The organism is Rosistilla carotiformis, assembly GCF_007753095.1.
Classification (GTDB): domain Bacteria; phylum Planctomycetota; class Planctomycetia; order Pirellulales; family Pirellulaceae; genus Rosistilla; species Rosistilla carotiformis.
This window is the reverse complement of the sequence record NZ_CP036348.1, coordinates 3,713,616-3,737,177: the sequence shown is the minus strand read 5'-3', so window position 1 is coordinate 3,737,177 and position 23,562 is coordinate 3,713,616. Positions and strand designations below refer to the sequence as shown.

At 56.2% G+C, this 23,562-nt stretch carries 19 protein-coding genes; 11 read left to right on the top strand and 8 right to left on the bottom strand.

Features of this window, described 5'->3' with window-relative positions; translation table 11 throughout:
* Window positions 1-269: 269 nt before the first annotated feature.
* The 3 genes from Poly24_RS13530 to Poly24_RS13525 all read left to right on the top strand — a co-directional run bounded on the left by Poly24_RS13530 (window position 270) and on the right by Poly24_RS13525 (window position 1,846).
* Window positions 270-1,142 carry a TIGR02452 family protein gene (locus tag Poly24_RS13530; protein ID WP_145096036.1) on the top strand — a complete coding sequence of 291 codons (873 nt, stop codon included), beginning with the start codon at window positions 270-272 and terminating at the stop codon, window positions 1,140-1,142.
* A 51-nt stretch (window positions 1,143-1,193) separates the two neighbouring features.
* A complete protein-coding gene (locus tag Poly24_RS27065; protein WP_197452621.1) occupies window positions 1,194-1,358 on the top strand; it encodes a hypothetical protein in 165 nt (54 codons plus the stop codon).
* A 77-nt stretch (window positions 1,359-1,435) separates the two neighbouring features.
* Entirely contained in the window at window positions 1,436-1,846 is a 411-nt protein-coding gene (locus tag Poly24_RS13525) for a rhodanese-like domain-containing protein (protein WP_197451882.1), read from the top strand.
* Between the two features lie 337 nt (window positions 1,847-2,183).
* Here the strand turns inward: Poly24_RS13525 and Poly24_RS13520 are convergent, their stop codons facing one another.
* The 3 genes from Poly24_RS13520 to Poly24_RS13510 form a co-directional block, all read right to left on the bottom strand.
* A complete protein-coding gene (locus tag Poly24_RS13520; protein ID WP_145096030.1) occupies window positions 2,184-2,645 on the bottom strand; it encodes an Ig-like domain-containing protein in 462 nt (153 codons plus the stop codon).
* Between the two features lie 57 nt (window positions 2,646-2,702).
* Window positions 2,703-3,716: a DUF1559 domain-containing protein gene (locus Poly24_RS13515; RefSeq protein WP_145096027.1), complete on the bottom strand. Its 1,014-nt coding sequence runs from the start codon at window positions 3,714-3,716 to the stop codon at window positions 2,703-2,705.
* Between the two features lie 701 nt (window positions 3,717-4,417).
* Window positions 4,418-6,214, bottom strand: a complete 1,797-nt coding sequence (locus Poly24_RS13510; RefSeq protein ID WP_145096024.1) for an exo-alpha-sialidase — start codon at window positions 6,212-6,214, stop codon at window positions 4,418-4,420.
* A 548-nt stretch (window positions 6,215-6,762) separates the two neighbouring features.
* On the opposite strand from Poly24_RS13510, the gene thiD reads away from it, so the two are divergent.
* A complete protein-coding gene (gene thiD / locus Poly24_RS13505) occupies window positions 6,763-7,527 on the top strand; it encodes a bifunctional hydroxymethylpyrimidine kinase/phosphomethylpyrimidine kinase (RefSeq protein ID WP_145096021.1) in 765 nt (254 codons plus the stop codon).
* A gap of 359 nt (window positions 7,528-7,886) precedes the next feature.
* Window positions 7,887-9,350 (top strand): sulfatase family protein, encoded by a 1,464-nt coding sequence (locus Poly24_RS13500; RefSeq protein ID WP_145096018.1) that lies wholly within the window; start codon window positions 7,887-7,889, stop codon window positions 9,348-9,350.
* A gap of 32 nt (window positions 9,351-9,382) precedes the next feature.
* Here Poly24_RS13500 and Poly24_RS13495 read toward each other — a convergent pair whose 3' ends face one another.
* Window positions 9,383-10,258, bottom strand: a complete 876-nt coding sequence (locus Poly24_RS13495; protein ID WP_261343119.1) for a fructosamine kinase family protein — start codon at window positions 10,256-10,258, stop codon at window positions 9,383-9,385.
* Between the two features lie 703 nt (window positions 10,259-10,961).
* Between Poly24_RS13495 and Poly24_RS13490 the strand changes: the two genes are divergently transcribed.
* Entirely contained in the window at window positions 10,962-11,762 is an 801-nt protein-coding gene (locus Poly24_RS13490) for an endonuclease/exonuclease/phosphatase family protein (protein ID WP_145096012.1), read from the top strand.
* A gap of 10 nt (window positions 11,763-11,772) precedes the next feature.
* On the top strand, window positions 11,773-11,982 hold the full coding sequence (locus tag Poly24_RS13485; RefSeq protein WP_145096009.1) for a hypothetical protein: 210 nt from the start codon (window positions 11,773-11,775) through the stop codon (window positions 11,980-11,982).
* Window positions 11,983-12,091: 109 nt separating this feature from the next.
* Here Poly24_RS13485 and Poly24_RS27425 read toward each other — a convergent pair whose 3' ends face one another.
* Both Poly24_RS27425 and Poly24_RS13475 read right to left on the bottom strand, forming a co-directional pair.
* A complete protein-coding gene (locus tag Poly24_RS27425) occupies window positions 12,092-12,403 on the bottom strand; it encodes a hypothetical protein (RefSeq protein ID WP_231753124.1) in 312 nt (103 codons plus the stop codon).
* 467 nt (window positions 12,404-12,870) lie between these two features.
* Window positions 12,871-13,971, bottom strand: coding sequence for a DUF1559 domain-containing protein (locus Poly24_RS13475; protein WP_145096003.1), 1,101 nt, complete (start codon window positions 13,969-13,971; stop codon window positions 12,871-12,873).
* 465 nt (window positions 13,972-14,436) lie between these two features.
* Between Poly24_RS13475 and Poly24_RS13470 the strand changes: the two genes are divergently transcribed.
* The 3 genes from Poly24_RS13470 (at window position 14,437) to Poly24_RS13460 (ending at window position 16,728) form a co-directional block, all read left to right on the top strand.
* Window positions 14,437-15,237 (top strand): 3-keto-disaccharide hydrolase, encoded by an 801-nt coding sequence (locus Poly24_RS13470; RefSeq protein WP_145096000.1) that lies wholly within the window; start codon window positions 14,437-14,439, stop codon window positions 15,235-15,237.
* Between the two features lie 284 nt (window positions 15,238-15,521).
* Window positions 15,522-16,001: a MauE/DoxX family redox-associated membrane protein gene (locus tag Poly24_RS13465; RefSeq protein WP_197451881.1), complete on the top strand. Its 480-nt coding sequence runs from the start codon at window positions 15,522-15,524 to the stop codon at window positions 15,999-16,001.
* Complete coding sequence (locus Poly24_RS13460) at window positions 15,991-16,728, top strand: SDR family oxidoreductase (protein WP_145095997.1); 738 nt, start codon at window positions 15,991-15,993, stop codon at window positions 16,726-16,728. Before Poly24_RS13465 ends, Poly24_RS13460 begins: the two co-directional genes overlap by 11 nt.
* Window positions 16,729-17,837: 1,109 nt before the next feature.
* Here the strand turns inward: Poly24_RS13460 and Poly24_RS13455 are convergent.
* Both Poly24_RS13455 and Poly24_RS13450 read right to left on the bottom strand, forming a co-directional pair.
* The gene (locus Poly24_RS13455) at window positions 17,838-19,049 is read right to left on the bottom strand and encodes a hypothetical protein (protein ID WP_391556918.1); all 1,212 of its coding nucleotides are present in this window, start codon (window positions 19,047-19,049) and stop codon (window positions 17,838-17,840) included.
* A gap of 268 nt (window positions 19,050-19,317) precedes the next feature.
* Window positions 19,318-22,662 (bottom strand): PVC-type heme-binding CxxCH protein, encoded by a 3,345-nt coding sequence (locus Poly24_RS13450; RefSeq protein ID WP_197452552.1) that lies wholly within the window; start codon window positions 22,660-22,662, stop codon window positions 19,318-19,320.
* Window positions 22,663-23,026: 364 nt separating this feature from the next.
* On the opposite strand from Poly24_RS13450, the gene Poly24_RS13445 reads away from it, so the two are divergent.
* Window positions 23,027-23,485 (top strand): hypothetical protein, encoded by a 459-nt coding sequence (locus Poly24_RS13445; protein WP_145095989.1) that lies wholly within the window; start codon window positions 23,027-23,029, stop codon window positions 23,483-23,485.
* The last annotated feature ends 77 nt before the right edge of the window (window positions 23,486-23,562 follow it).

The window sequence follows — 23,562 nt, the reverse complement described above, 5'->3', positions numbered from 1 at the left end:
GCCACTCACGAGGACGGCGACGAGTTCAATGGCCAATTAAGGCGATCGATCTCTCGAAAGCTGGGAGAGTCGAGGAGAGCAGCTTGGATCACGACCAAGCTGATGCTGAACGGGGAACAGGCTGCGATGAGGTACTCGCGAGCGATTCAGGCCGCGCAGGCACCAAAAGCGTGGGGCGTTGCCCACGCGGTTAAACTAAAAGACTCCTTGTTGGCTGCGTAGGATGGTAAACGGTATCCGAGCGATTGATACGATGGTGAGATAACGCGATGAGTAAGCTGCATTTCCTGCCGGTTGTCGATTCCGACGAACTGGCTCGCATGAACCAGAGTGTTCTGGAGATTCGTCAGGAAATTGCGGAGTCGCTCGGGCGGTCGGCTCTGGACGCAATCGACCGTGGTGAATACCTCACCGACACGGGGACCGTTGATTGGGCTGCGTCGATCCAAAAGGCAAAAGCGTCGAAGGTTTCCATTTCGCCATACGCTTTGCTGCCTCCGGTTGAGAGCAACAGGTATTCGGAGACGCATGTCACCGTTGCCAATCAAACGACGTTCGCTGCCGCTCGCGATCTGTTGGAACAAGGGTATCGGCCGTTGGCGTTGAACTTTGCAAACGGGGTCGAGACAGGAGGCGGATTCTTGCGTGGCGCGACGGCTCAGGAGGAAGCGCTCTGCCGCTGCAGTGCGTTGTACGCGACTCTAATCGGCGATCCGATGTATGATTTTCACCGCGAGACCGATCCGGCGGCATCGAGTGCGTGGGCGATCCTGTCGCCCGACGTGCCTGTCTTTCGCGACGACGCGGGGATGGAGTACGATCAACCTTGGTTGCTCAGCTTCCTCACGTGCGCGGCACCGTACGCTCCTGCGATTGGGCGAACGCGGTCGGCAAAAATGCTTCGGCAACGAATCGACCGCGTTCTTGCGATTGCTCATGCCTATCGATACAACTCACTTGTCTTGGGAGCATGGGGATGTGGTGCGTTTGGCAACAATCCGCTGCAAACGGCGAAGGATTTCCGAGACGCGTTAGAAGGTGACTTTGCAGGCGTCTTTTCAAGCGTGATCTTTGCCATCGCCGATTGGTCGCAGCAGCGACGGTACTTGCGTCCCTTTAGCGACATCTTTTCGGAAGCGTGACGCTGTGAGACGATACGATCGACTACTGAACCGCAAGGAGAAGACAAAACGATGCAGAACGATTCCGACGAACGGCCGCAAAAGCAAGATCCAGTAAAAGCTTCGGTTCCCGCATGTCCGGTCTGTGGTGGTCGATTGATCGACATCCGAGGCAAGTTGCAATGCACGGTGTGCCATCGAATCTGCGAGACCTGTTGCGAAGGTGGTCGCTGTTAGCGACGCGGTGAATTTTCATGGCAGCTGGCGATATCGTCCTTCGACTCTGTAACGCTTCATTCGGGGCGATCGAGGCGGTGCGTCGATCGCTTGGTCGGCCGGCGGTTGAGACAATCTCGACAGCAGCGCTCCGCGACGCACTCAATTCAAGCCAAACACCGCCGGTGTTGATCGATGTCCGAAGCGATGCGGAACGAGCCGTCTCTCGGATTCCCGGTGCGATCACACAACAGGAATTTGAAGCCAGCTCGGATGAAAAATTCGCCGGCCGACGCGTGGTGACCTACTGCACCGTGGGCGGACGCAGCTATTTATACGCATGCAAACTGGCTGCCCGCGGCATCGAAGCGACGAACTATCGCGACAGCATCCTCGGATGGTGCCGCGCAGGCCTTCCGCTCGAATCGCCAGACGGCGAAGCTACCGACGCCGTGCATCCGTATTGGCGGATCTTTCACGTGCCGGATCGATACAACGTGAAGACGTGACGATCGTGGGAAAAGTACACTGCGTCGACGGCTGGATCTGAACTCGATCGAAACAGTGGAGTCACAAACGCCCGCCCCATATCGATGAACGATAAAAGTTTTGATTCAGGTCCCGCGTTCGCCGTCAAACAAAAGACAACCAACCTAGGACGGGTTTCGCCACTCAATCCGACCGCGACGAATTCGTCACGGTAAAAAAGCTGGTGTCGGGAGACACGTTCTAAACAAAAAAAGCCGCGCGGTACGAATACCGGCGGCTTGTTCTTCCAGCGAAGTTGTGAGCATGGTGTCAGTTGCGAGTGTTGGTGGACACCGTGCGGCAATGCCCACCACTTCGCTACTTACTCTCTAAGTTGAAGTCGAGCGAGTTACTTCCCGATTCCACCTGAGCAACCAGTTCCGACTTGGCGTGACATGTATCAGGCAAAAGTTCCTTGCGTGCCTCCACCAAAGCCTCCGCACCTTCACCGCCACTGCCAGCTCGAACGGTTGTAATCCGGACAACGTGTTCGCCCAGAAGCGCTCCCTCTCGGGTCGCGGTAAACTCCAGAACATAGTGACCGTTGGCATCGGTGATTCCGAACGAAGGCCTACCACCGGCAGGTTCAAACGTTACCGACGCTCCGTCGATCGGTTTGCCATCGACGGTTACGGTGCCTTCGACATGTGCAAGCTCAGGCCCACCAGGCCCACCACACCCTACAGCCAAACAACAAATCAAACTGACGGCCAATGTGAGGCCGCTGAGATTGCGAAAGGGAGCGACGATGTGGCGCAAAGAAAACAGACGAGTATCCAAACTTAAAACTCCAAATTAGTAAAATTCATGCATTCCAGATTGCTTCGATCAAATTGATTAGTACTCGCCAATCACTTCACCATCGCCCATATTCCCCAAGTACTCCATGATCGTGTCGGTCGCTCCACTGGTGTTGCTATGGATCGTCTCGGCAAGAAAACGCACCGAACCATCCGCGAAGCAGACCTGGGCGCCGCCCGGATGCAAGCTGCTCATTCCCATCGCATTGTGGTTAATTGTGGCCGCCGATCCCGTTGGATTATTGGGCGAAAAAATCGTCGTCAACAAGATGCGGGGGACCCCCTGAGCAGCATCGCTACCGTGTTGCCAATTCGACGGCCCACCGCCGTTGTAATCTCGCGCCGCAAATAACTCACCCGCAAGATAGGCACTCTTTCCGACGCGATATGCACGTTCGGCAACCATAAGCGTATTCGAGGTCCCATCGACAATGTCTCGAAATCGCGTGTCGCTATCTCGGAAGAAAATCCCAGTTGCACCGGAGGTGCCATCACCGAAATTTGTCGCCTTAAGTGCACGGGGATAGGCAGAGTTGTTGACTCCCAAGTAGTTCGTTAACGACAAACCGAGGTTGTCACCCGTCGAGTTCTCAATGCAGCATCCAGCGCATTGGGAGGTGCTGCTGTGGTCCGGACCGGTATCCGATGGGCAGCGAAACGCTGGGTACAACGACTGCATCACGTCCTGATGAACGGACAGCGCTTCGGATGGCGTCGTTCGCCCGACATCCAAAATGTCTTGGACATTACCTAACTCGACAAACGGAAGGATAAAAGCGGACCAAGACCAGTGCCCCTTGTTGTCCACCACGGAGTTGAGGTTACGAATATCGATGTAACCCGATGGCATGGCTTGAAACGTGTCATGATAATTGTGCAACGCAATGCCCAACTGCTTTAGGTTGTTTGAACACTGCATGCGACGCGCTGCTTCCCGCGCTTGTTGCACGGCAGGTAACAGCAATCCAACTAGAATGCCAATAATGGCGATCACTACCAGCAGTTCCACCAACGTGAAGCCTGCATTTTGTCTGTTCTTTCGATAGTACATACTTCAACCGAGCCCAAAAAATCAGGGATAAAATTGCCATTCCGCGCTGATTGCGCGAGAAGGCCGGAATCGTCAAAGGAGTCGATCGGTACACCATGTCCCCATAGCGACGCGAGCCGATCCCTAAGGGAATCTTAGTCGCCACCCCAAACGGAACTCAATGCCTTCCCACTGGGACAGTACAAAAAAGGCTCTAAATTTCTATACATACACGTTCTCTGCAGCCTCGCCGTGGCGAATTTAAGTGGTATGACTGTGGTAGAACCGTGCGGTGGTCGCTGGCCAGCGGACTAAGAGCCACTTGGTCGCGGACTCCTGTACTCCATGACGAGATTACATTTGCCGAGCCCGTCGAGGTAAGCATTCCACACGACCATCGTCTGTTGGATTCGCTTTCAATCCCTACTGGGCAAATGTTCAGAAATTGCACCCTGGGAAGTGAAAACGCGGGAGCAGATTTGCAAGGTGTTGGCACACCGGCAAATCGCATCGACAACTGAGGCAATCGATGCAGGCTAGATGTTTTGTCGTCCCGATATCCGCAAGCTGTGCCATCCATCAAATCGTTGTCTTCGTCGATGGAACCGCACGATGCGGGGAAACGCATCTGCGGAGGTGCCTGCACTCACCAGGCGAACGCCAGGATAAGATGGGATAGGAAAGCCCGTGCTCTCGTTGGCCTGGAAACCATCACATCCGTTTTATTGAAGGGATGCGATTGGGATGATCGCCAGTTCGGCGCTGTTGAGGTTGCCGCGTCGGCCGCCGTTGTTGGAGTAGCCGACGTAGAGCTGTCCGTCGTGTTCGATCGCGCATGGATAGGAAAGACTCAGGCTGTCCGCTGATTCGCCCGGTTCAACAGGGTGCTGGGAACGACGAATCACAAGCACCTTTTGAAAGACGTTTTCGCCGGGAGCGGTCACGGCGATCGTAAGTGGAGTGCGCTTGCCGCCATTGTTTCGGGCGGTGGTGCAGATCAGGTATCGCTGCCCCGTACTGAGTGTTCCCGCGACGGGATTGGATGTGGCCATTGGCAAGTTGCTGATTCGCGACGGTGTCCAGGTGCGTCCATAGTCCTCACTGACAGCGACCAGAGCCGAAGCTCCGCCGCCGTAGCGGGCGATGTTGAATACTCGCTTTCCATCGACAAAATTCGCGGATTCACCCCACATCCGATCGATCCCTTCGCCGGTTGGGATCTCCACATAGTCCCACTTGGTGAAATCATCGCCGCGACTGATCGCAACCGCCGCCGGAAATATCTTGTTGTTGGAATAAGGGCCTGCGGAGATTCCTGGCATGATCCAGTTGCCATCGTCCATCTTCTCAGGCTGGTTCATCGGCCAGAAGCCGTCTCGGATCACGATGCCATGCGGATCCCATTTCCCCGTGGCTTCGTCGAGCGAATAAGCACGCGTGTGGATCTTCTGCATCTTGCCGTAATAGGCTCCGTGGAAGGCCCACAGTTTGCCAGCGTGCGAGAGAAAGACGCCATGGCTGACCGCCAGATCGGGTTCTTCCCCCGCATCGATCACTCGCAGTTCGCTCCAGGTTTGCCCCTGGTCCTCGCTGACGCGGTATTGAGCTTCCTCGCTGACGGTATTCTCCGCTCCCTTGTTGTGCCCGATCGAGGCGTAGAGTTTGTTCTTGTGCCAGCCGAGTCCCACGCCGTGTAGGAAGGTGTACCCGTCCGCTTCCCGATCCCACTTCTTGATCACATGAAACTTGACGCCTTTGAGTGTGGGGATTTCGGCAGCAACGGGCAGAGGCGAAGCCGCGTTCCAGATTGGAAACGGTTCGGCAAAGTCGGGGATCGGGTGAGTCGCCGTGACCGGTTTGTAGAGCGATTCCATTTCGCTTGGCTTGAGCGAGCGATTGAAGAGCATCGCTTCGTCCAACGCTCCCATCATGGTTTGCCTGATTCGGCCGTCATCATCGACGCCGCCGAAGGTTAGCGGAGCGTTTGTCTGCGGGATCGGTTGCGTCAGTTCGACAGCGCCGGCCAGTTCGCCATCCAACCACAATTCCGATTTGTCATCCGTAAAGACCAGCCCTACCTGATGCCATGTCCCAGGCTTGAATGTCGCGTCGGAGTGGGCCGTCTTCCAACCACCTTGTTGAACGTACAGTCGCAGCTTCTGGTCGCTGTCGATCATGATCCCCCACTCGCGTTGGTTCAAAGCGTAGCGATTCTTCGCCACGATCATCTGTTGGCCGCGATCGAGATTGTAGGGATTGAACCAGACGACCAAGCTGAACGGCTTCCGGCTGTTGGGGACCGTGGCAGAGTCGTTGACTTCAAGCAGCGACTTGCCTTTCAGAACAAGCGATTGGTCGTCAACTCCAGCCACATCCGCGGGGGAACTCCCTTTGTACCGAATTTGCTTGGAGGAGACGGAGTCCAATGGCCAGACCCGATCGGGCTTCGGTTCGGACGCCACCGCTACGGCCGCTGTGAACAAGGCCAACCCCAGTAGGTACACAATACGATCGCTCATCCAATTCCTCTCTATCCTGTCTGTTCAACTACCAAGATCGCCAACATTGGGTTGACGACTTTGGGAAGCGACAGCCACCCTGAATCGTCGCGGCAACGACGTCATACTCGCCACGATCGTGGCGTATAGCGTAATCGAAAATCACGTTCCGGAGGTGCAACGCTGCGCGGCACCCTCCGGCTTTTCGTCTTGGATCCATTCGGGATGTCGCCCGCAGGAAAAGCTCGCCGTTGAATGCGACGCAAAGGGGACATGCAGCAACGCAAAATGAGTCCGTCTCGAAACATTGCTGCTGACTGGGGTTCTCGGTCATTCGTTCTCTCCTGGAAGGATTCTGAATAATCCCCGGCTTGTCCCCGCCAGTCGTGGTCTATCCCAGTCTTCAAGGAATCGAACAGAGGTGATCATCACGCCCTCCTGTTCTCGACTCTTCCAGCGCTGCATCACGTCGCTTCAGAAAACAGAACGCGATAAACTAATCGCGATCGGGGCATGTTCGCATTGCTCCCCAACGCGATTCATCCTCTGTTGCTCTTGGAACCCTTACATTGCATGTTGCTTTAACTATCGCTGGCTCGGACCCCTCCGGTGGTGCGGGGTTGCAAGCGGATCTGAAGACATTTCACGCCCATCGGGTCTACGGCACCAGTGTCGTTACCTTGTTGACGGTGCAAAACACACAAACCGTCGACGCCATCGAACAAATGAATCCCGAGTTTGTTCTGGCACAATTGGATGCTGTACTCGACGATATTCCGCCGACGGCAGCCAAGACGGGGGCACTCGGTAGCGCCGCGATGATCCATGCGGTCGCCGAGCGTGCTTCCTCATTCCACTTTCCCTTGGTGGTCGATCCGGTCATGATCAGCAAGCATCGCGTGCCGCTACTGGACGATGCTTCGATCGATGTGCTCCGTCGCGAATTGCTGCCGCATGCGTTCTTGGTCACCCCCAATCGGATGGAAGCCGCCCGTTTAGCAAACATCGAGGTGGATGATTTGGAGTCGATGCAAATGGCTGCACAGATGATTCATCAATTGGGAGCGAAAAATGTGCTCGTCAAAGGAGGTCAAGTCGGTTCGGAGTCGGTCGATTGGTTGTTCACCGAAAATGAGTTTCATCGCATCGGCGGAGAGCGAATCGATACACGTAGTACTCACGGCACCGGATGCGTTCTTTCCGCAGCGATCACCGCAAGCCTTTCACAGAATATGCCGCTGGTTGAAGCTGTTGAGCAAGCGAAGCTGTATGTTGTCAATGCGATTCGCACGGCCCCCAATCTAGGCAAAGGCTATGGTCCGGTGAATCTATGAAATCGAATCGCCTTCGACCGACGCCTTGCTTGCGATTCCATGGCCGCCGCTCATGAATCGACCGACGTTCTACAGTAACCTGTCCCTCACGGTCCATGCGGCGGTTACGATATCTGTGCCGATCTCCTCGCTGAAATGGACAGCGAATGGATTGTCAAACTTTGACTTCAGGACTGATGGTAGTGGACGAGGTCACGAGTCCCCATAATCTCTATCGCGAAAGGACTCGTGACCTCCTCCACTACCCCCCAAATTTTAGTTTTGACGCTGCACTAGCCATCAACCGCTTCAGCGCCGCGTTGCGTCGCTGGAGCCTTCACCTTCTATTTCAAAATGTTTTGTTCGAAGTGAAACCAGCCATGATCTTTCCAAAGCACCGCCTGCTTGTCTTGCCGTTTCTGTTGTTCCCGATTCCAGAGCTGCGGGCCAATGAAACCAGGGCTGACAGCACCAGCGAATCGCAGCCGAACATCATTCTTGTCATGGCCGATGACCAGGGATGGGGAGACGTCGGCTACAACGGACATCCGTTTGTGCAGACCCCGGAACTGGACGCGATGGCGGCGGCGGGGTTCGTGTTCGATCGCTTCTACTCCGCTGCACCTGTCTGTTCGCCGACGCGTGCCAGCGTGATGACCGGACGTTCGCCGATTCGCACCAAGGTCACCAACCACGGCCGCTACATGCGTCCTCACGAACAAACGATCGCCGAATCACTGAAGGATGCAGGCTACGTCACGGGAATTTTTGGCAAAGTTCATCTGGGCTCCGGGCAACCCGATTCGCCGTGCAACCCCAGCGGGATGGGATTCGATGAATGGGTCATCGGGCTCAACTACTTCGACAACGATCCGTATCTAAGTCGCAATGGCAAGATCGAACATCGGCAGGGGAAGGGATCGGTACTCGCGATGGACGATGCCCTCGAATTCCTGCAGCAACATCAACAGGGCGAGCAGCCGATGTTTGCCGTCGTTTGGTTCCCCTCACCCCACGATCCGCATCAGGAAGTCCCCGAAGGTCCTTCGCTTTATGACGGCGAAAAACAGGCCGGCTATTATCGCGAAATCACCCTGCTGGATCAGCAGCTGGGAAGATTGCGTCGGGAGCTGAAACGCATGGAGATCGCCGACGACACCATCCTCTGGTATTGCAGTGACAACGGCGGCCTCAACGCAGCGACGTCGGGTGGTCGTCAGCGAAAGGGGAGCATCTACGAAGGGGGCCTACGAATTCCGTCGATCATCGAATGGCCCGCTCGCAAAATCAGCGGACGAACCGCGGTGCCAGCCTGGACCTGCGACATCTATCCAACCCTGCTAGCGATGGCTGGGATTCAGTCGACGCCTCCACAACCACTCGATGGCATCGACATCCGCGACATTATCGCGGGGCAGACGGCCAAACGGAGCAAGCCGCTGGGGTTCTGGCACAAGTTCCAGCAAGGGCAGTCCACCTATAGCGACCGGATCCAGAAAGCGATCATGGAAAAGCAGCAAGCCGGAGCTCCCCTGCCGCACGACGAACCGCGGATCCGAAAAGACGTCGACGAATTTCCGCAGTTCTCCGAAGACGTCGCCACGGGACATGCGGCCTGGACCAACTGGCAATGGAAACTCCATCGCATCAACGGCAAAACCTACGAGCTCTACAATTTGGCGGATGATCCGATGGAAGCAACCGATCTTTCCGGTGCACCCGAGCAACAAGCTCGATTGAAGCGGATGCAGAAGGAACTGAACTCCTGGATGCGTTCGGTGGTCCGAAGTCTCAATGGAGACGATTACACCGGCTTGCACGCAACGGAGAAGACCAAGCGGTGAACCCCATCGGGTGATGGTCGATCCCAAGCTTTCTAGCGAAGCAATCGACGAGCCGTTGCCACACAACAGGACAAATAGCCGGCACCAAACAGATTCAGGTGGTTCAGTTGATGATACAGCGTGTAGACTTCGGCCCGCTCGCGCCAGCCTGATCGAAGCGGCCAGCATTTGTTGTACGCTTCATAGAATTCGTTGGGACAATTGCCCATCCATAACAGCATGCCCAACTCCGCTTCGCGATGTCCGTAGTAGACCGCTGGATCCAAGATCACCGGCTGGCCGTCGGAATCGCAAAGATAATTGCCGCTCCAAAGGTCACCATGTAGGAGCACGGGCGGCTCGCTCGCCTCCGCCAGCATCGCTGGCAAACGTTTGATGACACTCTGGACCAATGGAAACAAATCGCGGCTTCCGATCGATTGCTGCCGAGCCCAATCGATTTGGAACCCCAACCGATGTTTGGCGACGAAGGTCGGCCAGTCGTCGCACCAACCGTTGGGCTGCGGTGCGGAGCCCAAATAATTATCGGCGCGGTAGCCGAACCGCGACGTCGGGTCGCGTTGGGATCGGCGGTGCAGAGAGGCGAGTTGCTGTCCAAAACGTCGAAAAAAATCAGGCGGGTGATCGCCGCGGCCGATTGCCTCGGAAATGAAGAGCACCCGATTGTTAACCCTTTCGACCGCCAGCGGTTCTGGGACACGGATCGCGCCGATCGCGCGGAGTTCAGCGAGCCCTTGGGATTCGAGCTCGAACGCAGGCTGAAAATCGTCCGCATTGATCTTGGCGACGACTTGGCCATCGGGCAACAGATCGACAAGCCAGACTTCGCTGATGCTTCCCCCTGATAACGCCCGAAAGCCGTCGATCGCAACCGATTCCCCGCGACGTTGTGACATCCGCCGACAGATCGCTTCTTGAATTGATGGGTCCAGCTTTCAATTCCTTTGTTGGGACCGATGGAAAGGGAAGTGCACTTCCATTGTACCCAAACCGCGATCGCACTGGAGAATGCCGTCAACTTGCCAGCAGGGCTAATCAGAGTTTGTGCTTAGGCAAATTAGCCGCCACGCGCTGCTCACGATCCATTGCCACATCTACAACAAGGCCGAAACTGCAGTCAGCTATCCCCATGCGTCCGCAATCGGCAACCAGCCAATAGCGGAATCGATTTCCTGAAGCCTTTCCAGGATTTATCCACCGCCGGTATCGCGTCCCGAAACAGCACGTTGGATCGCAGCGACCTTCTACGCCGACGACAAGCCACCGCAAATGCGACCCCTGTGCCTGTACGTTTGAGGAGACAAAAAGTCTGGACGCAGGGTGCGTTCACCAGCGTATGCATTTGGGCCGGAGGCCGTGGGGCCAGTATCGACCACCTTCCCCCATGATTTAGTCGAAATGTTGAGGGTTGTCATGCAATGCGTGACTGAACAGAATCGACGCTCACTGGCTAGCTCAGCCAAACGAATCAGCGCTTCCTTATTGGTGCAGGCGGATTTGGGCACGAAGCATTTTCGTATCAACAAACACACAATCGCCGCTCAACAGCCAAGCGGCGATTATTCGAATCCCTCGATCAAGCGATCGGTGGAACAAGGAGTCTCTTAATCGATGAAACATATACTCAAGTTGATGGTGTTGGCAGTGATGTTGCTGACGTTTCGGGCCGAAGGCTATTCGGCAGAGCCCATCCGATTGCGAGTGCTCAGTTACAACATCCATCATGGTGCAGGAGTCGACAGCAAGCTCGACCTGCAGCGGATCGCCGACGTGATCCTGTCGGTCAAGCCGGATGTGGTAGCGCTACAAGAAGTCGATAAGAACGTGAAACGATCGGGCGACGTGGATCAGCCTGCGGAACTGGCACGGCTGACTAAAATGAATGTAGTTTTCGGTGCCAACATCGACCTACAAGGAGGCCACTACGGCAACGCGATCCTCTCGCGATTCCCGATCATCCGACACGAAAATCATCGGTTACCAAACATCGACGACGGCGAGCAGCGTGGAATGATCGAGGCGGAGATCGCGCTGCCGAAATCGAATCAGCCGCTGCGGCTGCTGGCCACTCACTTGGATCATCGCCCAGACCAACGCGAACGCCTCGCTTCGGCGACATTCATCAATGAACGGCTCGACGGCCACCCCCAACTTCCTGCGTTGTTAGCGGGTGATATGAATGCCCGTCCCGACAGCGAAACCCTGCGTCGGTTGCAGGCGAAGTGGACGTCCGCCAATCAAACACCGATGGCAACTTACCCGGTGACGCAGCCGACGATTCAGATCGACTATATCTTGCACAGCCCCGCCATACGCTGGAAGATCATCGAGTTCAAAGTGCTCGACGAGGCGGTCGCATCGGACCACCGAGCCATCTTTGCCGTATTGGAACTTCAGACGGGCGATGAATAGGTATTAGAACATGAAGTACAGCTTTCCTCTGATCCTTGCGATTCTATTTCTCGGCGTCAAGCTTCGCGATGTGGAGGCCGATCTGCAAGTCATTCTGCTCACATCATCCTGCCATAATTCGCCTGATCTATACGATTGGCAGAATGATAAATGGCAGAATGTTGCAAGATATGGCGCGGGCCTGAGCCAGCTAAATTGTCCGTCCTTCGGGCGGCGCTGACTACGTAGTGGACGAGGTTACGAGTCCCCCTTACAGCTTTCGATGCCGACGAAAATGGACTCGTAGCCTCGTCCACTACGTCTCTGCAAAGGACTCGTAGCCTCGTCCACTACGGCGTTCTCATCAGACCGTTTATCCGCAGGAAGGCGATGATCTTATCGAACTGATCCCAGTAGTCGGGATCGAAAGGTCGCAGGCTGGGATAGCCGGGCACAAGGCAGCCAGTGAATCCGTAGGATGCGAATCGGTCACGTTCAACAAGCCCGGCTCGCTCCGGGTTTCGTGCAACATATTCGCAAACGTTTAGAAATTCGGCCTCACGACGTTCGTCCTCAGTCAACACATGGTCGTGAGCTTGATCCTGCAGTTCATAACCAATCCGTTGCAACGAATGATTGCAGTGTGTTCGGAAGTGTTTCATCGCGTTCAGCTGATCGCTTCCGTTGCAAAACCCCATCCAGATCATGTGCAAGTGATCCGGCATGAGGCAAAAAATGGGACACGCCAAACCAAACCGAAACATCGAATGGGTTAGCAGTTCACGAAAGCGAAAAAGAAACACACTAGACAGCCATCCCTGCCTTCGCTCCAGCACCGTAAGCGTCCAGTGCACCATCGCGTCGGCTTGATAGTGTCCGCGTGGAAGTCGCCGAAGGTGATCTCGCTTGCTCATGAAAGCCCCCCCGCGAAAGATCAGAACAAAAACGTAGTGGACGAGGTTACGAGTCCTCTGCCAGATCTCTACGCGAAAACAGGGGCTCGTAACCGTCAGATGTTTTGGCGGGAAACGGACTCGTGACCTCGTCCACTACGGTTCAGAAAGGGGACTCGTGACCTCGTCCACTACGGGGTTATCGTCGGCTGGTACCGACGGTAGGCGGTCGACGCTTAGTATTCGCCCAAGACCTGGCCGTCGTTGCGGAGCATCAGGTTCAGGAAAACGCCGATGTCGACCGTTTCGCTGAGCGATCGCGCGGAACCGTCGCACAAGCCGACGTTCACGATCCCGGGATGAAAGCTGTACGGCTGGCTCTTGTTGGTGTGATTCATGACGCGAAAGCTGCCACAGGTATCGATGGCCGCTTCCCAAGCGGCGCCAGCGGTGCAGTCGGTGGCGTTGTCGGGAACGGTGGGGTCGCCCGATGACGAAATCCCTCGAGCGGTATCCGACGTGTCGGCCGTCAAGTTGTCCGAAGCGTAAGCACGCATCTTCACGCCGTCTCCACTGCCTGCCCAAGCGAGACTGGCACCGCCAGTCGCTGCGGCGACCGTCCCGCGAACAAACAACTCCGGCGAACCGACACATTCGTAGTACATCATCGTGTTGCTCAACCCGTCGGTGATGTCGCGAGCCTTGCCACCTTTGTTCAGCGGATTGCGATTTCGCGATCCCGAGGCGGGAGTCATCGCGGTGCTGAACTGCATCTGAGGCTCACCGCTCTGGTAATACAGCGGATGGCCGACGGGACGCAACGCAGGGACGCGCGGAGTGGTGTAATCGGATACGCCCAGTGCGACGCCGCTGTCTTCAACAGCTCGCGTTCCAGTGGCACTTGGGCACTGAAAGACTGACAAACTGGTTCCCGCCGCGATATCCAAATCCGCTTTGTTGCTCCAAGCGGTCCCGATCTGGGCGTTGTAACCCCAGCGGTATTCGGAGGAGGCCGGATCGTCGTAGTTGGGGTGCTTGGCGTCGTTGAAGACGTTTGCCAACGCTTCTTGTTCGACGAAGCTGAGGATACGCCACAGCGATCCAGTCCGCGAATAAGGGTAGTGCCCAAAGGTATGTTCGTGCATCGACATCCCCAAGGCGATCTGCTTGACGTTGTTTTTGCACTGCATGCGGCGAGCCGCTTCGCGGGCGGATTGGACGGCGGGAAGCAACAGTCCCACCAATACGCCGATGATGGCGATGACCACCAACAGTTCGACGAGCGTGAAACCGAGGGTTTTGGAGGGACTACTTTGGCGAGGGGTCGGGGTAGGCATGGCCAGTCAAATTCAAATTTGGGTAGGGAACGGTTCATGCGCGCAATCGGCGCAACGACAGGTATCCCACGTATCTGGCTGGCTAATGCAATTGGCTGGCTGACATGAGCGGTGACATTGAGACGCAATATCAACAGCAGATGATAGGCAGCAATTTTGGGGGTGTCAAGCAGGTGTTTTGCAGCATCGAGCATGGAAACGGGGCCGAGTCAACTTTTCAGCGGCACTGTCCGTTGCTGGTTTGCAGCCGATTCGATTTCCGCGACTTCAATGTAGACCGATCCCCGGCAGCCTGAACCCTATTTTGAAGGCGCAAGACGAGATGAAGTCCCTGGACGGGTTCTTGATCTCGAGATTCAGATCGATGCAGGAAGCCATCGCGCAGCGCAAATCATCGTTTGCGTCGATAGATTACAATGGCTGCTCGGCAATCTCCTTCGCTCCTGCACTCCACGATAGCTACCCATGAACGACTTGCATCCGCTGCGATTGATTCCATTGGCATTAACCGTCTTCCTTGCCGTCGAATCGGCGACCGCGAAGGAACCGGGGGAAACGCTCGAGTTCCAACCCGACCAGACTCACTTGCCAGTCGAACCTCCCGCCGACGCGATCGTGTTGTTTGATGGTGGGGCCGATGTCGGCTTCCTCAATAAACATGGTGAACCGATCGATTGGCCCGTGGTGGATGGAACCCTCGAAAGTTCGGGTGGCCAGAAAGCAAACCATATCGTTTTGAAGTGGCATTTTCGCGACGCGGATATCCACGCCGAGTTCATGCTTCCGGAAGATGGGCCTGGAAACAGTGGGTTGTATATCCACGGGAACTACGAAATGCAGATCATCCACTCGGCAGATAAGAAGCGACTGGGTGATTCGGACATGGGAGCGATCTATGGGTTTAGCAAACCGTTGGTCCCCGCCGAGCGAGTCCGTGGTGTATGGCTGGTCTACGATATCCGTTACCGTGCTCCGCGCCGCGATTCCGATGGCAAAGTTACAGCCAACGGAACCATCACCGCTTGGTTGAACGGACAATTGGTTCAAGACGCTGCCGAATTCGGTGAACCGCGCAGCGTTTATCATCCCTACCGTTCGGGCACGACCGACTACTTGAAGGCGATTTGGAAGAAGCAAATTGCAACGACCACCGGACCGCTGTTCCTTCAAGACCACGGCGACGCGGTTCGCTTCCGCAACGTTTGGATTCGACCGTTGGATCAACACGCCTACCGATACGACTTGGTGCCAACGGATTCCAACTGAGGTCGCAAGAGTCCAATCGTGCCGCACTCGAGTTTTGAAGCGTTGACGTCGAACCTTTCGGCGAATTCATTTGCCTTATCCGCAGCACCGATCGCCTGAAGGCTTCACTCCAACGACGACGCTCAATGGAACCTAGTGCGCGGCGATTCGTTTTGCTCGACGGTTGTCAACGAGAGGTATATCCGACGCCATTGACGTCGGCCTACCATGAACCATAGCGGAATCGAACGCCCGCATCGTTCCATTCACGCTAGCCTCTCATCCATCTCATCGAGGAGAATCGCGTGTCTACCTCCGACCCCAAACTGCGACCACAACTCGCGCTCTGCCTGCTGCTCATGCGTCTTGGCATCACCAGCGTCTTCCTGATGTGGACGATCGACAAGTTCGTCAACCCGGAACATGCAGCCGCGGTATTCAAGAAGTTCTACATGGTCCCTTCGCTCAGCAGTTCGCTGGCGTACGGCATCGGAGCAATCCAGCTGGCGGTTGTGATCGCGTTCGCTCTCGGCGCGTTTCGAAGCATCAGCTATCCGATCATCCTGATCCTGTACAGCATTTCAACGTTCAGCTCGTTCAAGCAATACGCCGACCCTTGGACCTACCCGCACCTGCTCTTCTTTGCCGCGATCCCGATGTTGGCAGCATGCTTTACTCTGTGGCTGCTCCGTCGCTACGATGACTACTCGATCGACGCGATGCGATCGCGTGGCTCAGCCCCCGAATCTTCAACGACACCGAGCATGGAATCGCATGACAAATAAGCAATCGAAGACCGCCATCGTCACCGGTGGTTCCGGAGCGATCGGCGGGGCGATCTGCCAAAAATTGGCGGATGACGGTTTCCAGGTCGTGGTGCATTACGGATCCAACGAAGAGGGCGCATCTGCGGTTGTCGAGCAGATTGTCTCGCGCGGCGGCGCCGCGATCAAAGCGGCCGCGGATGTTGCCGATCCGCAGCAGGTTTGTAAGCTGTTCGAGACGGCCGAAGAAACATTTGGTGGCATCGACGCGGTGGTCGTGAATGCAGGGACGATCACTAAATGCCCCATCGTCGACATGACGATCGAGCAATTCGACGCGATGGTTTCAGTCAACTTGCGTGGCTCGTTTCTAACGGCTCACGAAGCTGCGAAGCGACTCCGTCGCAACGGACGTCTGATCTTCATCTCGTCCGGACTCGCCGCCCGGCCGATGGCCGGCACGGCCGTCTATTCCGCGACGAAGGCGGCATTGGACGCGATGACGGTTTCGTTATCGAAAGAGCTCGGTGAGCGCGACATCACTGTCAACTCCGTCCAGCCCGGCGCGACGGTCCCGGGAATGTTTGAACAGAGCGACGAAGCGGCGAAAATATACGCTGCCATGTCTCCCTTGGGACGGCTTGGACATCCCGATGACATTGCGGAAGTGGTCGCATTTGTCGCGAGCGAGTCGGGGCGATGGCTGACCGGGCAAACAGTCCGCGCCGATGGCGGATCGATGAACTAGACGGCTACCCCATCAAAATCAACAACGCATTGCCCGGACAATCCATCGCCGACAACTCAGTACAACAATGGTCCAATCAAGACGCTTGGCGACTCTCGTTGCTCTGGCAACCAAAACAATGGATGGTAACGGGTGCCACTGGCTATGCCAGTGCTCCCTCACCGAAGTCCCCAGGCGTGAATCGCCGAACGGGTAGCCACTGTAAATCGACCGGTTGCTTCGGCATGGAGGCACTGGCATAGCCAGTGGCACACTGGAGTGTGGCGACTCTCGTAAAACAATGGGTTGGTATCGGGTGCCACTGGCTCAGCCAGTGCTCCCCCAACGAAGTCCCCGAGCATGAATCCCCGATCCGGCAATCAATGACAATCGTTGTGGGCAACACACTCAATCCGTTCCCAGCATCGTCAGAAGTTCATGAGGCGGAGCCGTTACACGGTATCGATCAGCAAACGGTTGGAACATCTGTTGATGCAAGTGGTAACGTTTGTCAACTAACACCCTGCGAACGTTATCCCACGAAGCATTCAGTCTCATGAGCATTGGAAACTTGGGCAATCAATTTCACCGTATTGCTTCGGCAAAGAGGCACTGATGTTCGGCGACTCTCGTGAAACAACGGGTTGGTATCGGGTGCCACTGGCTCGGCCAGTGTTCCCTCACAGAAGTCCCAAAGCGTGAATCGCCGATCGGACAACCAATGTAAATCGACGGGTTGTTTCGGCATGGAGGCACTGGCACAGCCTGTGGCACACTCGAGTTTGGCGACTCTCGCAAATCTGGCACCTGAAGCAACGGGTTGGTATCGGGTGCCACTGGCTCGGCCAGTGCTCTTCCACCGAAGTCCCCAAGCTTGAATTGCCGACCGGGCGACCAATGTAAATCGAAGGGTTGTTTCGGCATGGAGGCACTGGCATAGCCACTGGCACACTGCAACCACATGCAATAGTCGTTGACTGTCCGTATCGTTTAACTCGACCAACTTGCTCTTGTAGACAGTCCACCTGAGTCAGCAATTCCTCCCGCCATTCAAGACGGGAGATAAGCCAACAAAAGTTTCGATCGGATAAAGGTGGCAGCGAAATCGGCTTACGTTTCAACACCTTCTCCTATCGAGCACCACTCAGTGCAGCCAGGGTTTGCAATTCATTTCCGGAGAGTGCTCGGTCAAAGACGGCAACGCCTCCGATCCAACCGGTGAATCCGACGCTGCGGGAACTGTGGATGACGCGGCCGATGGTGAAGGGGCCGCCGCTTTGGTCGTCCTTGGGCGTATAGATCCCGTGCGGATACCACCATGGATTTAGACGCAGTGCAACGAGGTCGCGGGCGACTTCTTTGCCGTCTTGTAGAGTGACTTCGATTTTTGTGAAATGGTGCTCGCGAAGCTCCACCCGTTGGCCATCGGACTCGCGAACAACCTTCACACTCAACGGCTCCCCTTCGGGCGGATTGTAGTATTGATCTTTGGGAAAGGTTGGATCTTCGCCTGCTTGTTTGCCCGGCAGCTTGGCAAAGTGACCCTGCATGTAGGCGTTGTAGGCATAAGAGATCAGCCCGTCCTTTTTCGGATTCTCCAGCCAGCGATCCCCCGAGACGCCGTTGAGCCAGCCGGTCAGCTCGTCTTTGTCGTCGTCAAACGTCATCGCAAAACACTGCCACGATGCGTCGAGCTTCTCGGCCGGTGAGTCCGCGGGGACGGCGGGGGATTGGCCGGCGGAGTTGCATTTGTGTAGGGCGTATTTGTTTTGGAACGAGCTCGCGCCATTCTCGGAGACGTGGCCGCAAGCGCTCCCCTGTTTGTTCAGTCCCGCAAACAAAGCGTATTGCCGCTGCCCACGTTCCACTTTGGCGATACTGGCGGTCGATTTCTGTTTCAGATCGGTCCCTTCATGCCAGATGCCTGCCAACGCGTGATTGCCACTTTCGCGAATCGCCCACACGACGACCGTGACCGACTTGCCAGCCCCTTTGATATCCAACGGCGTGTCGTGCAATCGCGTTCGCGGGATGTAGAGGAAGGGGCGAAAGTTGGGATCCGATTCTTTGACGATTCGAATCGCGTTGCCGAAAGGCCCACGTCCCAATTGCGGGAAATCGGCATACGTCGCCTCGCGCCCGGTTCCCCAGTAGTCTTTGGCGTAGTTCGCAGCGTCGAGTGGATAATCGGTTGGTGAACCTGCTGGGACATGCGCGGTGAACCGTCCCCCGCCGTCGGGTTCACGCTGAACAAAATCCCAAAATGCGACCAGACCTGGCGTTTCGGTAACGACGGATCGACTCGCGCTCGCTTCCTCCGCGACACTGAGTTGAGGAACCATCCATGCCGCAAGTAACGCAACCAAAACCGTTTCGTGGATCTGTTTCATCGGAGTGATAGCCAAAACTGGAGAGCCCTTTATGTTAGATGATCTGAAAGGTGATGAGCCCGACGCACTAGGCGTGGTTGATTTGATTCTTGTTAGATACCGCCCCGATGGATGGTCCTCAAATCGTCTGGGCAATGCGCTGAGTCGCCTTGCCCATATTCATCGCGTCGACAGGACCGACGAGTAACGATGTTTGCCGTTCGCGAAATTCGCAGGCACGTTATTTGAGTGACTTGAGAAACGCGACGAGATCGCGGACTTCCAGTGGCGATAGCGCTTCAGTCATGTCGGGCATCAGCGAGACCTTTTGGTCGATGATCTCTTCGATCTCATCCGATGCGATCTTGATCTCTTTGCCGCTACTATCGATGACGATCGTCTCGTCGTCGTTTTCGCTCTTGATGCTACCTTTCACTGCCTGCCCAGAAAGAAGCAGAACGACCTGAGTGAAATACTTCGGTTCGATATCCGCACTCGGCGCGACGACAGCTCGCAGCAGATGGTTCACATCGCGTTGCTTTCCGATCTTCGTCAGCTCCGGACCAATGTCGCTACCCCGTTTACCAATTCGATGACAGCGACTGCATTGAGCTCGCAAGTTCGTCTGGAAAATCTGCTTCCCTCGCTCTGCGTCGCCCCCCAGTCCCGAGAACGCAAACCTAATCTGATCTGCCGTGTCTCCCAGTTTCAGTTCGGCCGCGATTTCGCTTTGGCGTCGAGCAAGGTTGGGGAGAACCGAACGCAACGACGCCCCATCCTCGGCACGCGATTGGACCGACTGGTAGACGTCCAACGACAATTCGTTGGGCAACGAGTTGTCCACCAGTTGCGAGGCAAGCCGCTGCAGGATCGCATCGGCGTCGCGGGTGGCAACTTTCCCGAGCCCCGCAATGCACGCTTGCTTCACGGCGATGATGTCCGTTTGCTGCAACCTGTGTTCTAACACCGCCAAGGCTTCATGGGGATAACTGTCGACCAATGTCTCGATCGCAAAGATACTGAGCGCGGCGTCGGTAGAATCTGCGTTCTTGATCAACAGCTCTTCTGCCGATTCATGCTCCATCTGCACGATCGAATCGAGAGCCTGGATCCTCAGCTCCGTCAGCGCACGCTGGTTTTCAAGCAAGCCGATCAGAGCGGAAGGAGCGATCACCACTTTCATCATTCTCGCTGCACGTACCGCGGCCACCACAACATTTGGTTCCCCGGTCGCTGCCAGTTCCCCCAGCACCATGGCCGCTTGATCCCGATCGAATGTGCGGGAATCGACGGGCAGGTCACGGCGAATTCCTTCGACGCGATCGAGAACCGGCGGCGCCAACCACTGACTGAGTGCATTGCACGCGTCGACTCGCAACTCAACCGGGTGCTCTTTGTTCGACGCATAGTCGAGCAAACGGCTCGCGGCGGCAGCGGTGCCCAAGCGAAAGTTTGCATTGATCGCTCGGCGGACAAAGGGTTCGCCACGTTTCGCAGAGCCATCAAGAGCAGCGGCTAAGTCGGACATAGCGTTTTCGATCGACAAGTCATCGTGGATCGCACGGGCGGCTGCTGCCGAAACCCACGCCGATGGATCGGCTAAGAATTTGGAGACCAATGGGCTGCCTTGGCGACGTAAAGCGAGTACGCAGACAAGCCGGGCGAATTCGGATTGGTTGTCAGCCTGTGCAGCCAATTGAGAATCACTCGCCGAAGCAGCTAACGCTGACACAAGCGAATGTCGCAGGTAATGCTGGTCGGCATTCAGCAGGGCGCTTTGCTTCAACAACGAATCGACCGCGGCTGGACTCGGCTGGCGTGCGATCGCAAGGCCCGCGTTGACGCGGACGTGCAAATTCGAATCGTCCAACAGATCGATGAGTCCCGGAATGGTCCCATCGGTATCGCCTGAGTCGCGAATCTCTCCGATCGTTTTTGCAGCTTGAGCGCGAACCGCAGCATCGGGATCGCTGAACGCATCGACCAGCGCCGGGATGACGGTCTTGTCGCCGGAGCGTCCCAGTTGTCCCAAGCCCCAGACACAATGGAGTTTTGCCAGTTGATCGACCGATGGCGAGCTCAAGTGACTTTGAAGTCGCTCGGCTTGTTGTTTTCCGACCAGCGCAAACTGTGCCCCCATCCGAACACGCATGTCCGCATGACTCATCAATTTCACTAGCTCATTTACTTCCCGCCCATCGAAACCCGTGGCAAGCAACTTCTGCACTTTGGAACGCACCGCGAGGTCCGCGTCCGGCACGTCGATGCGAATCACCGACCCTTTCTCATCTAACGGGTAACCGCCGTCCCAGTCGGCGCCATACAACGCTCCGTCGGGACCAAACGCCAGCCCAACGATCGCGTCGCCCGAGCCGATTTCGTGATCATCGATCATTCGAAAGCTGTCCCCAACGGATTCAACACGAAAGGCGTACTGATGCCCGCGCGGCGCGTTGGTCGCGAAAAAGTGGTTGTAATAGGCGGGACTGAGTGCAGTGCCGGGATTAAATTTGAAGCCCGCCGGACCGTCGATGTAGTGACTGATCGGCGGAATGATGTAGGCCGGATGTTGATCTCCAGCGATCTGCCAAAGCTGCTCATCGGTCCAAGGGTTGTAATCGCTGCCGCGATACTGATAGTGGCAACGCCAGCCCGCATCCATCCCATCGACGATCGCGACGAACCGTTCGCGTTCGCCCGGTTGATCCGCATCGTTGTCGATCCCAAAGATGTTGCCATATTGATCGAAGGCAAACTCCTGCACGTTTCGCAGGCCATGGGCAAAAACTTCAAAATCGCTGCCATCGGGATTGCATCGCATCACGCCACCTTCGTTGGGATACGCGATGTTCGTTCCTTCTTTTGTCGTGACGTTGATCCCTTTATCACCGATCGACCAATAGACTTTGCCGTCGGGGCCAAGGGTCAGCCCATGCATGTCGTGACCGGCGTAAGCGATGTGCAGCCCAAAGCCCGTCGCCATGATTTCTCGCGAATCGGCAACGCCGTCGCCATCCGCGTCTTTCAACTTCCAAACATCCGGCGCGATCGTCGCCCAGACGTCGCCATCGAGTGCCATCACTCCCGCGGCGATCCCCGTGACTTCGGTGTTGAACCCTTCGGCGAACGTCGTGATCTCATCAGCGGTACCGTCGCGATCGGAATCGACGAGGCGGAAGATCCGTTCGCTGATCACCGTCAAGTCGCGCCAATCGTGATGGCCATCTCGGTTCACATCACCAACATGCTTGCGTTGCTGCTGGTCGTCGCCACCGATGGCTAGCCGGGAATGGTAGAATTGCCGCTTGTCCTCCACACTTTTGAAGCCCACGTCGTTGGGGATCCAATCTCGATTGGCGCGGATGTCCAAATCCTGTGACTTTCGACGTCGGGTTTGCGTGACGAAAACCCGCCCCTGATCGTCGACACTGATCGCGACTGGATCGGGAACGTTGATTCCCCCGCTCCATTTCTGATACTCCAAAGCTGGACGTTTCTGCTTGTCATCAGCGTCTTGGGCGAGCAGCGACGATGCCAACAACAGCAGGGCGCAGGTGACGATCCAGGCGGGCAATCGTTGATTCATGACGTTCATTCAGCTTGTTGAGACCACTTCGGCGGTCGGCCGAGGAGTGCGTGTTTTAGGCCGGGTGAGCGGAAAAAAAGGATGGCTAGTCTAACTACCCACTTCGTCGTCTGCAAGGAAAACGACGCCTAGTCCGGCGCCTCCGTTCACAGGATCATTTTACCACGGCGGGCTGCGACGAGAGCTATTTGAACTGAGGTTCGAGTGGCTCCCGCCAACGGAGTCGCGGGGCCACTTCAAGTGACCGTTTGGCGTGCAGTTGTTTCCCGCCGGCCTGCGGTTCCTCGATCAGCGGTTGCCGGTTAGGCTGGCATCTCTCGTTCATTTTTAGTCCGAAGCCGTTTGCTTTCCCAATCGAGACGTTATGAAAGCTGCCACGATCAGCCAGTTGAAGAAGGAGCTCGTCAAGCTAGAACAGGACGAATTGCTGGAAGTCTGTCTTCGCTTGGCCAAGTTCAAAGTCGAGAGCAAAGAATTGCTGACGTATCTATTGATGAAGGCAGATGACGAGATCGGGTATGCGAACGAGCTGTGCAGCGAGATCGACCTGCAACTCAACACCCCAGGTCGCATCCACAAGAAGACGCTTCGCAAGGTGGTGCGGTGGATGGACAAATCGCTACGGTTCTCGGGGAACAAGGAGACGGAGTTGCATGTGCGGATTCACTTCTGCCGCCGGATTCAAGACAAGCAGATCAGCTTTGGAGACTGCCGCGTCAGTGCGAACCTCTACGCAACGCAACTGAAGAAGATCGACAAGGCGATCGACAAAGTCCATCCGGACCTTCGCTTCGACTACCGTCTGCAAATCTCGGGGCTTTAAAATCGCTGGCAACGTTCCGACGCTTTCGCTTACGGGGCGGTGGACCACGGCCTTAGATCATTCGCCGAGTTTGCGCG

What these genes read in the sequence shown, in the direction of transcription:
- Poly24_RS13460 (WP_145095997.1), top strand. Translation starts at nt 15,991, where the DNA reads ATGACAAATAAGCAATCGAAGACCGCCATCGTCACCGGTGGTTCCGGA.
- Poly24_RS13530 (WP_145096036.1), top strand. Translation starts at nt 270, where the DNA reads ATGAGTAAGCTGCATTTCCTGCCGGTTGTCGATTCCGACGAACTGGCT.
- Poly24_RS13445 (WP_145095989.1), top strand. Translation starts at nt 23,027, where the DNA reads ATGAAAGCTGCCACGATCAGCCAGTTGAAGAAGGAGCTCGTCAAGCTA.
- Poly24_RS13475 (WP_145096003.1), bottom strand. Translation starts at nt 13,971, where the DNA reads ATGCCTACCCCGACCCCTCGCCAAAGTAGTCCCTCCAAAACCCTCGGT.
- Poly24_RS13500 (WP_145096018.1), top strand. Translation starts at nt 7,887, where the DNA reads ATGATCTTTCCAAAGCACCGCCTGCTTGTCTTGCCGTTTCTGTTGTTC.
- Poly24_RS13490 (WP_145096012.1), top strand. Translation starts at nt 10,962, where the DNA reads ATGAAACATATACTCAAGTTGATGGTGTTGGCAGTGATGTTGCTGACG.
- Poly24_RS13510 (WP_145096024.1), bottom strand. Translation starts at nt 6,214, where the DNA reads ATGAGCGATCGTATTGTGTACCTACTGGGGTTGGCCTTGTTCACAGCG.
- Poly24_RS27065 (WP_197452621.1), top strand. Translation starts at nt 1,194, where the DNA reads ATGCAGAACGATTCCGACGAACGGCCGCAAAAGCAAGATCCAGTAAAA.
- Poly24_RS13470 (WP_145096000.1), top strand. Translation starts at nt 14,437, where the DNA reads ATGAACGACTTGCATCCGCTGCGATTGATTCCATTGGCATTAACCGTC.
- Poly24_RS13450 (WP_197452552.1), bottom strand. Translation starts at nt 22,662, where the DNA reads ATGAATCAACGATTGCCCGCCTGGATCGTCACCTGCGCCCTGCTGTTG.
- Poly24_RS13515 (WP_145096027.1), bottom strand. Translation starts at nt 3,716, where the DNA reads ATGTACTATCGAAAGAACAGACAAAATGCAGGCTTCACGTTGGTGGAA.
- Poly24_RS13485 (WP_145096009.1), top strand. Translation starts at nt 11,773, where the DNA reads ATGAAGTACAGCTTTCCTCTGATCCTTGCGATTCTATTTCTCGGCGTC.
- Poly24_RS13455 (WP_391556918.1), bottom strand. Translation starts at nt 19,049, where the DNA reads ATGGTTCCTCAACTCAGTGTCGCGGAGGAAGCGAGCGCGAGTCGATCC.
- Poly24_RS27425 (WP_231753124.1), bottom strand. Translation starts at nt 12,403, where the DNA reads ATGAAACACTTCCGAACACACTGCAATCATTCGTTGCAACGGATTGGT.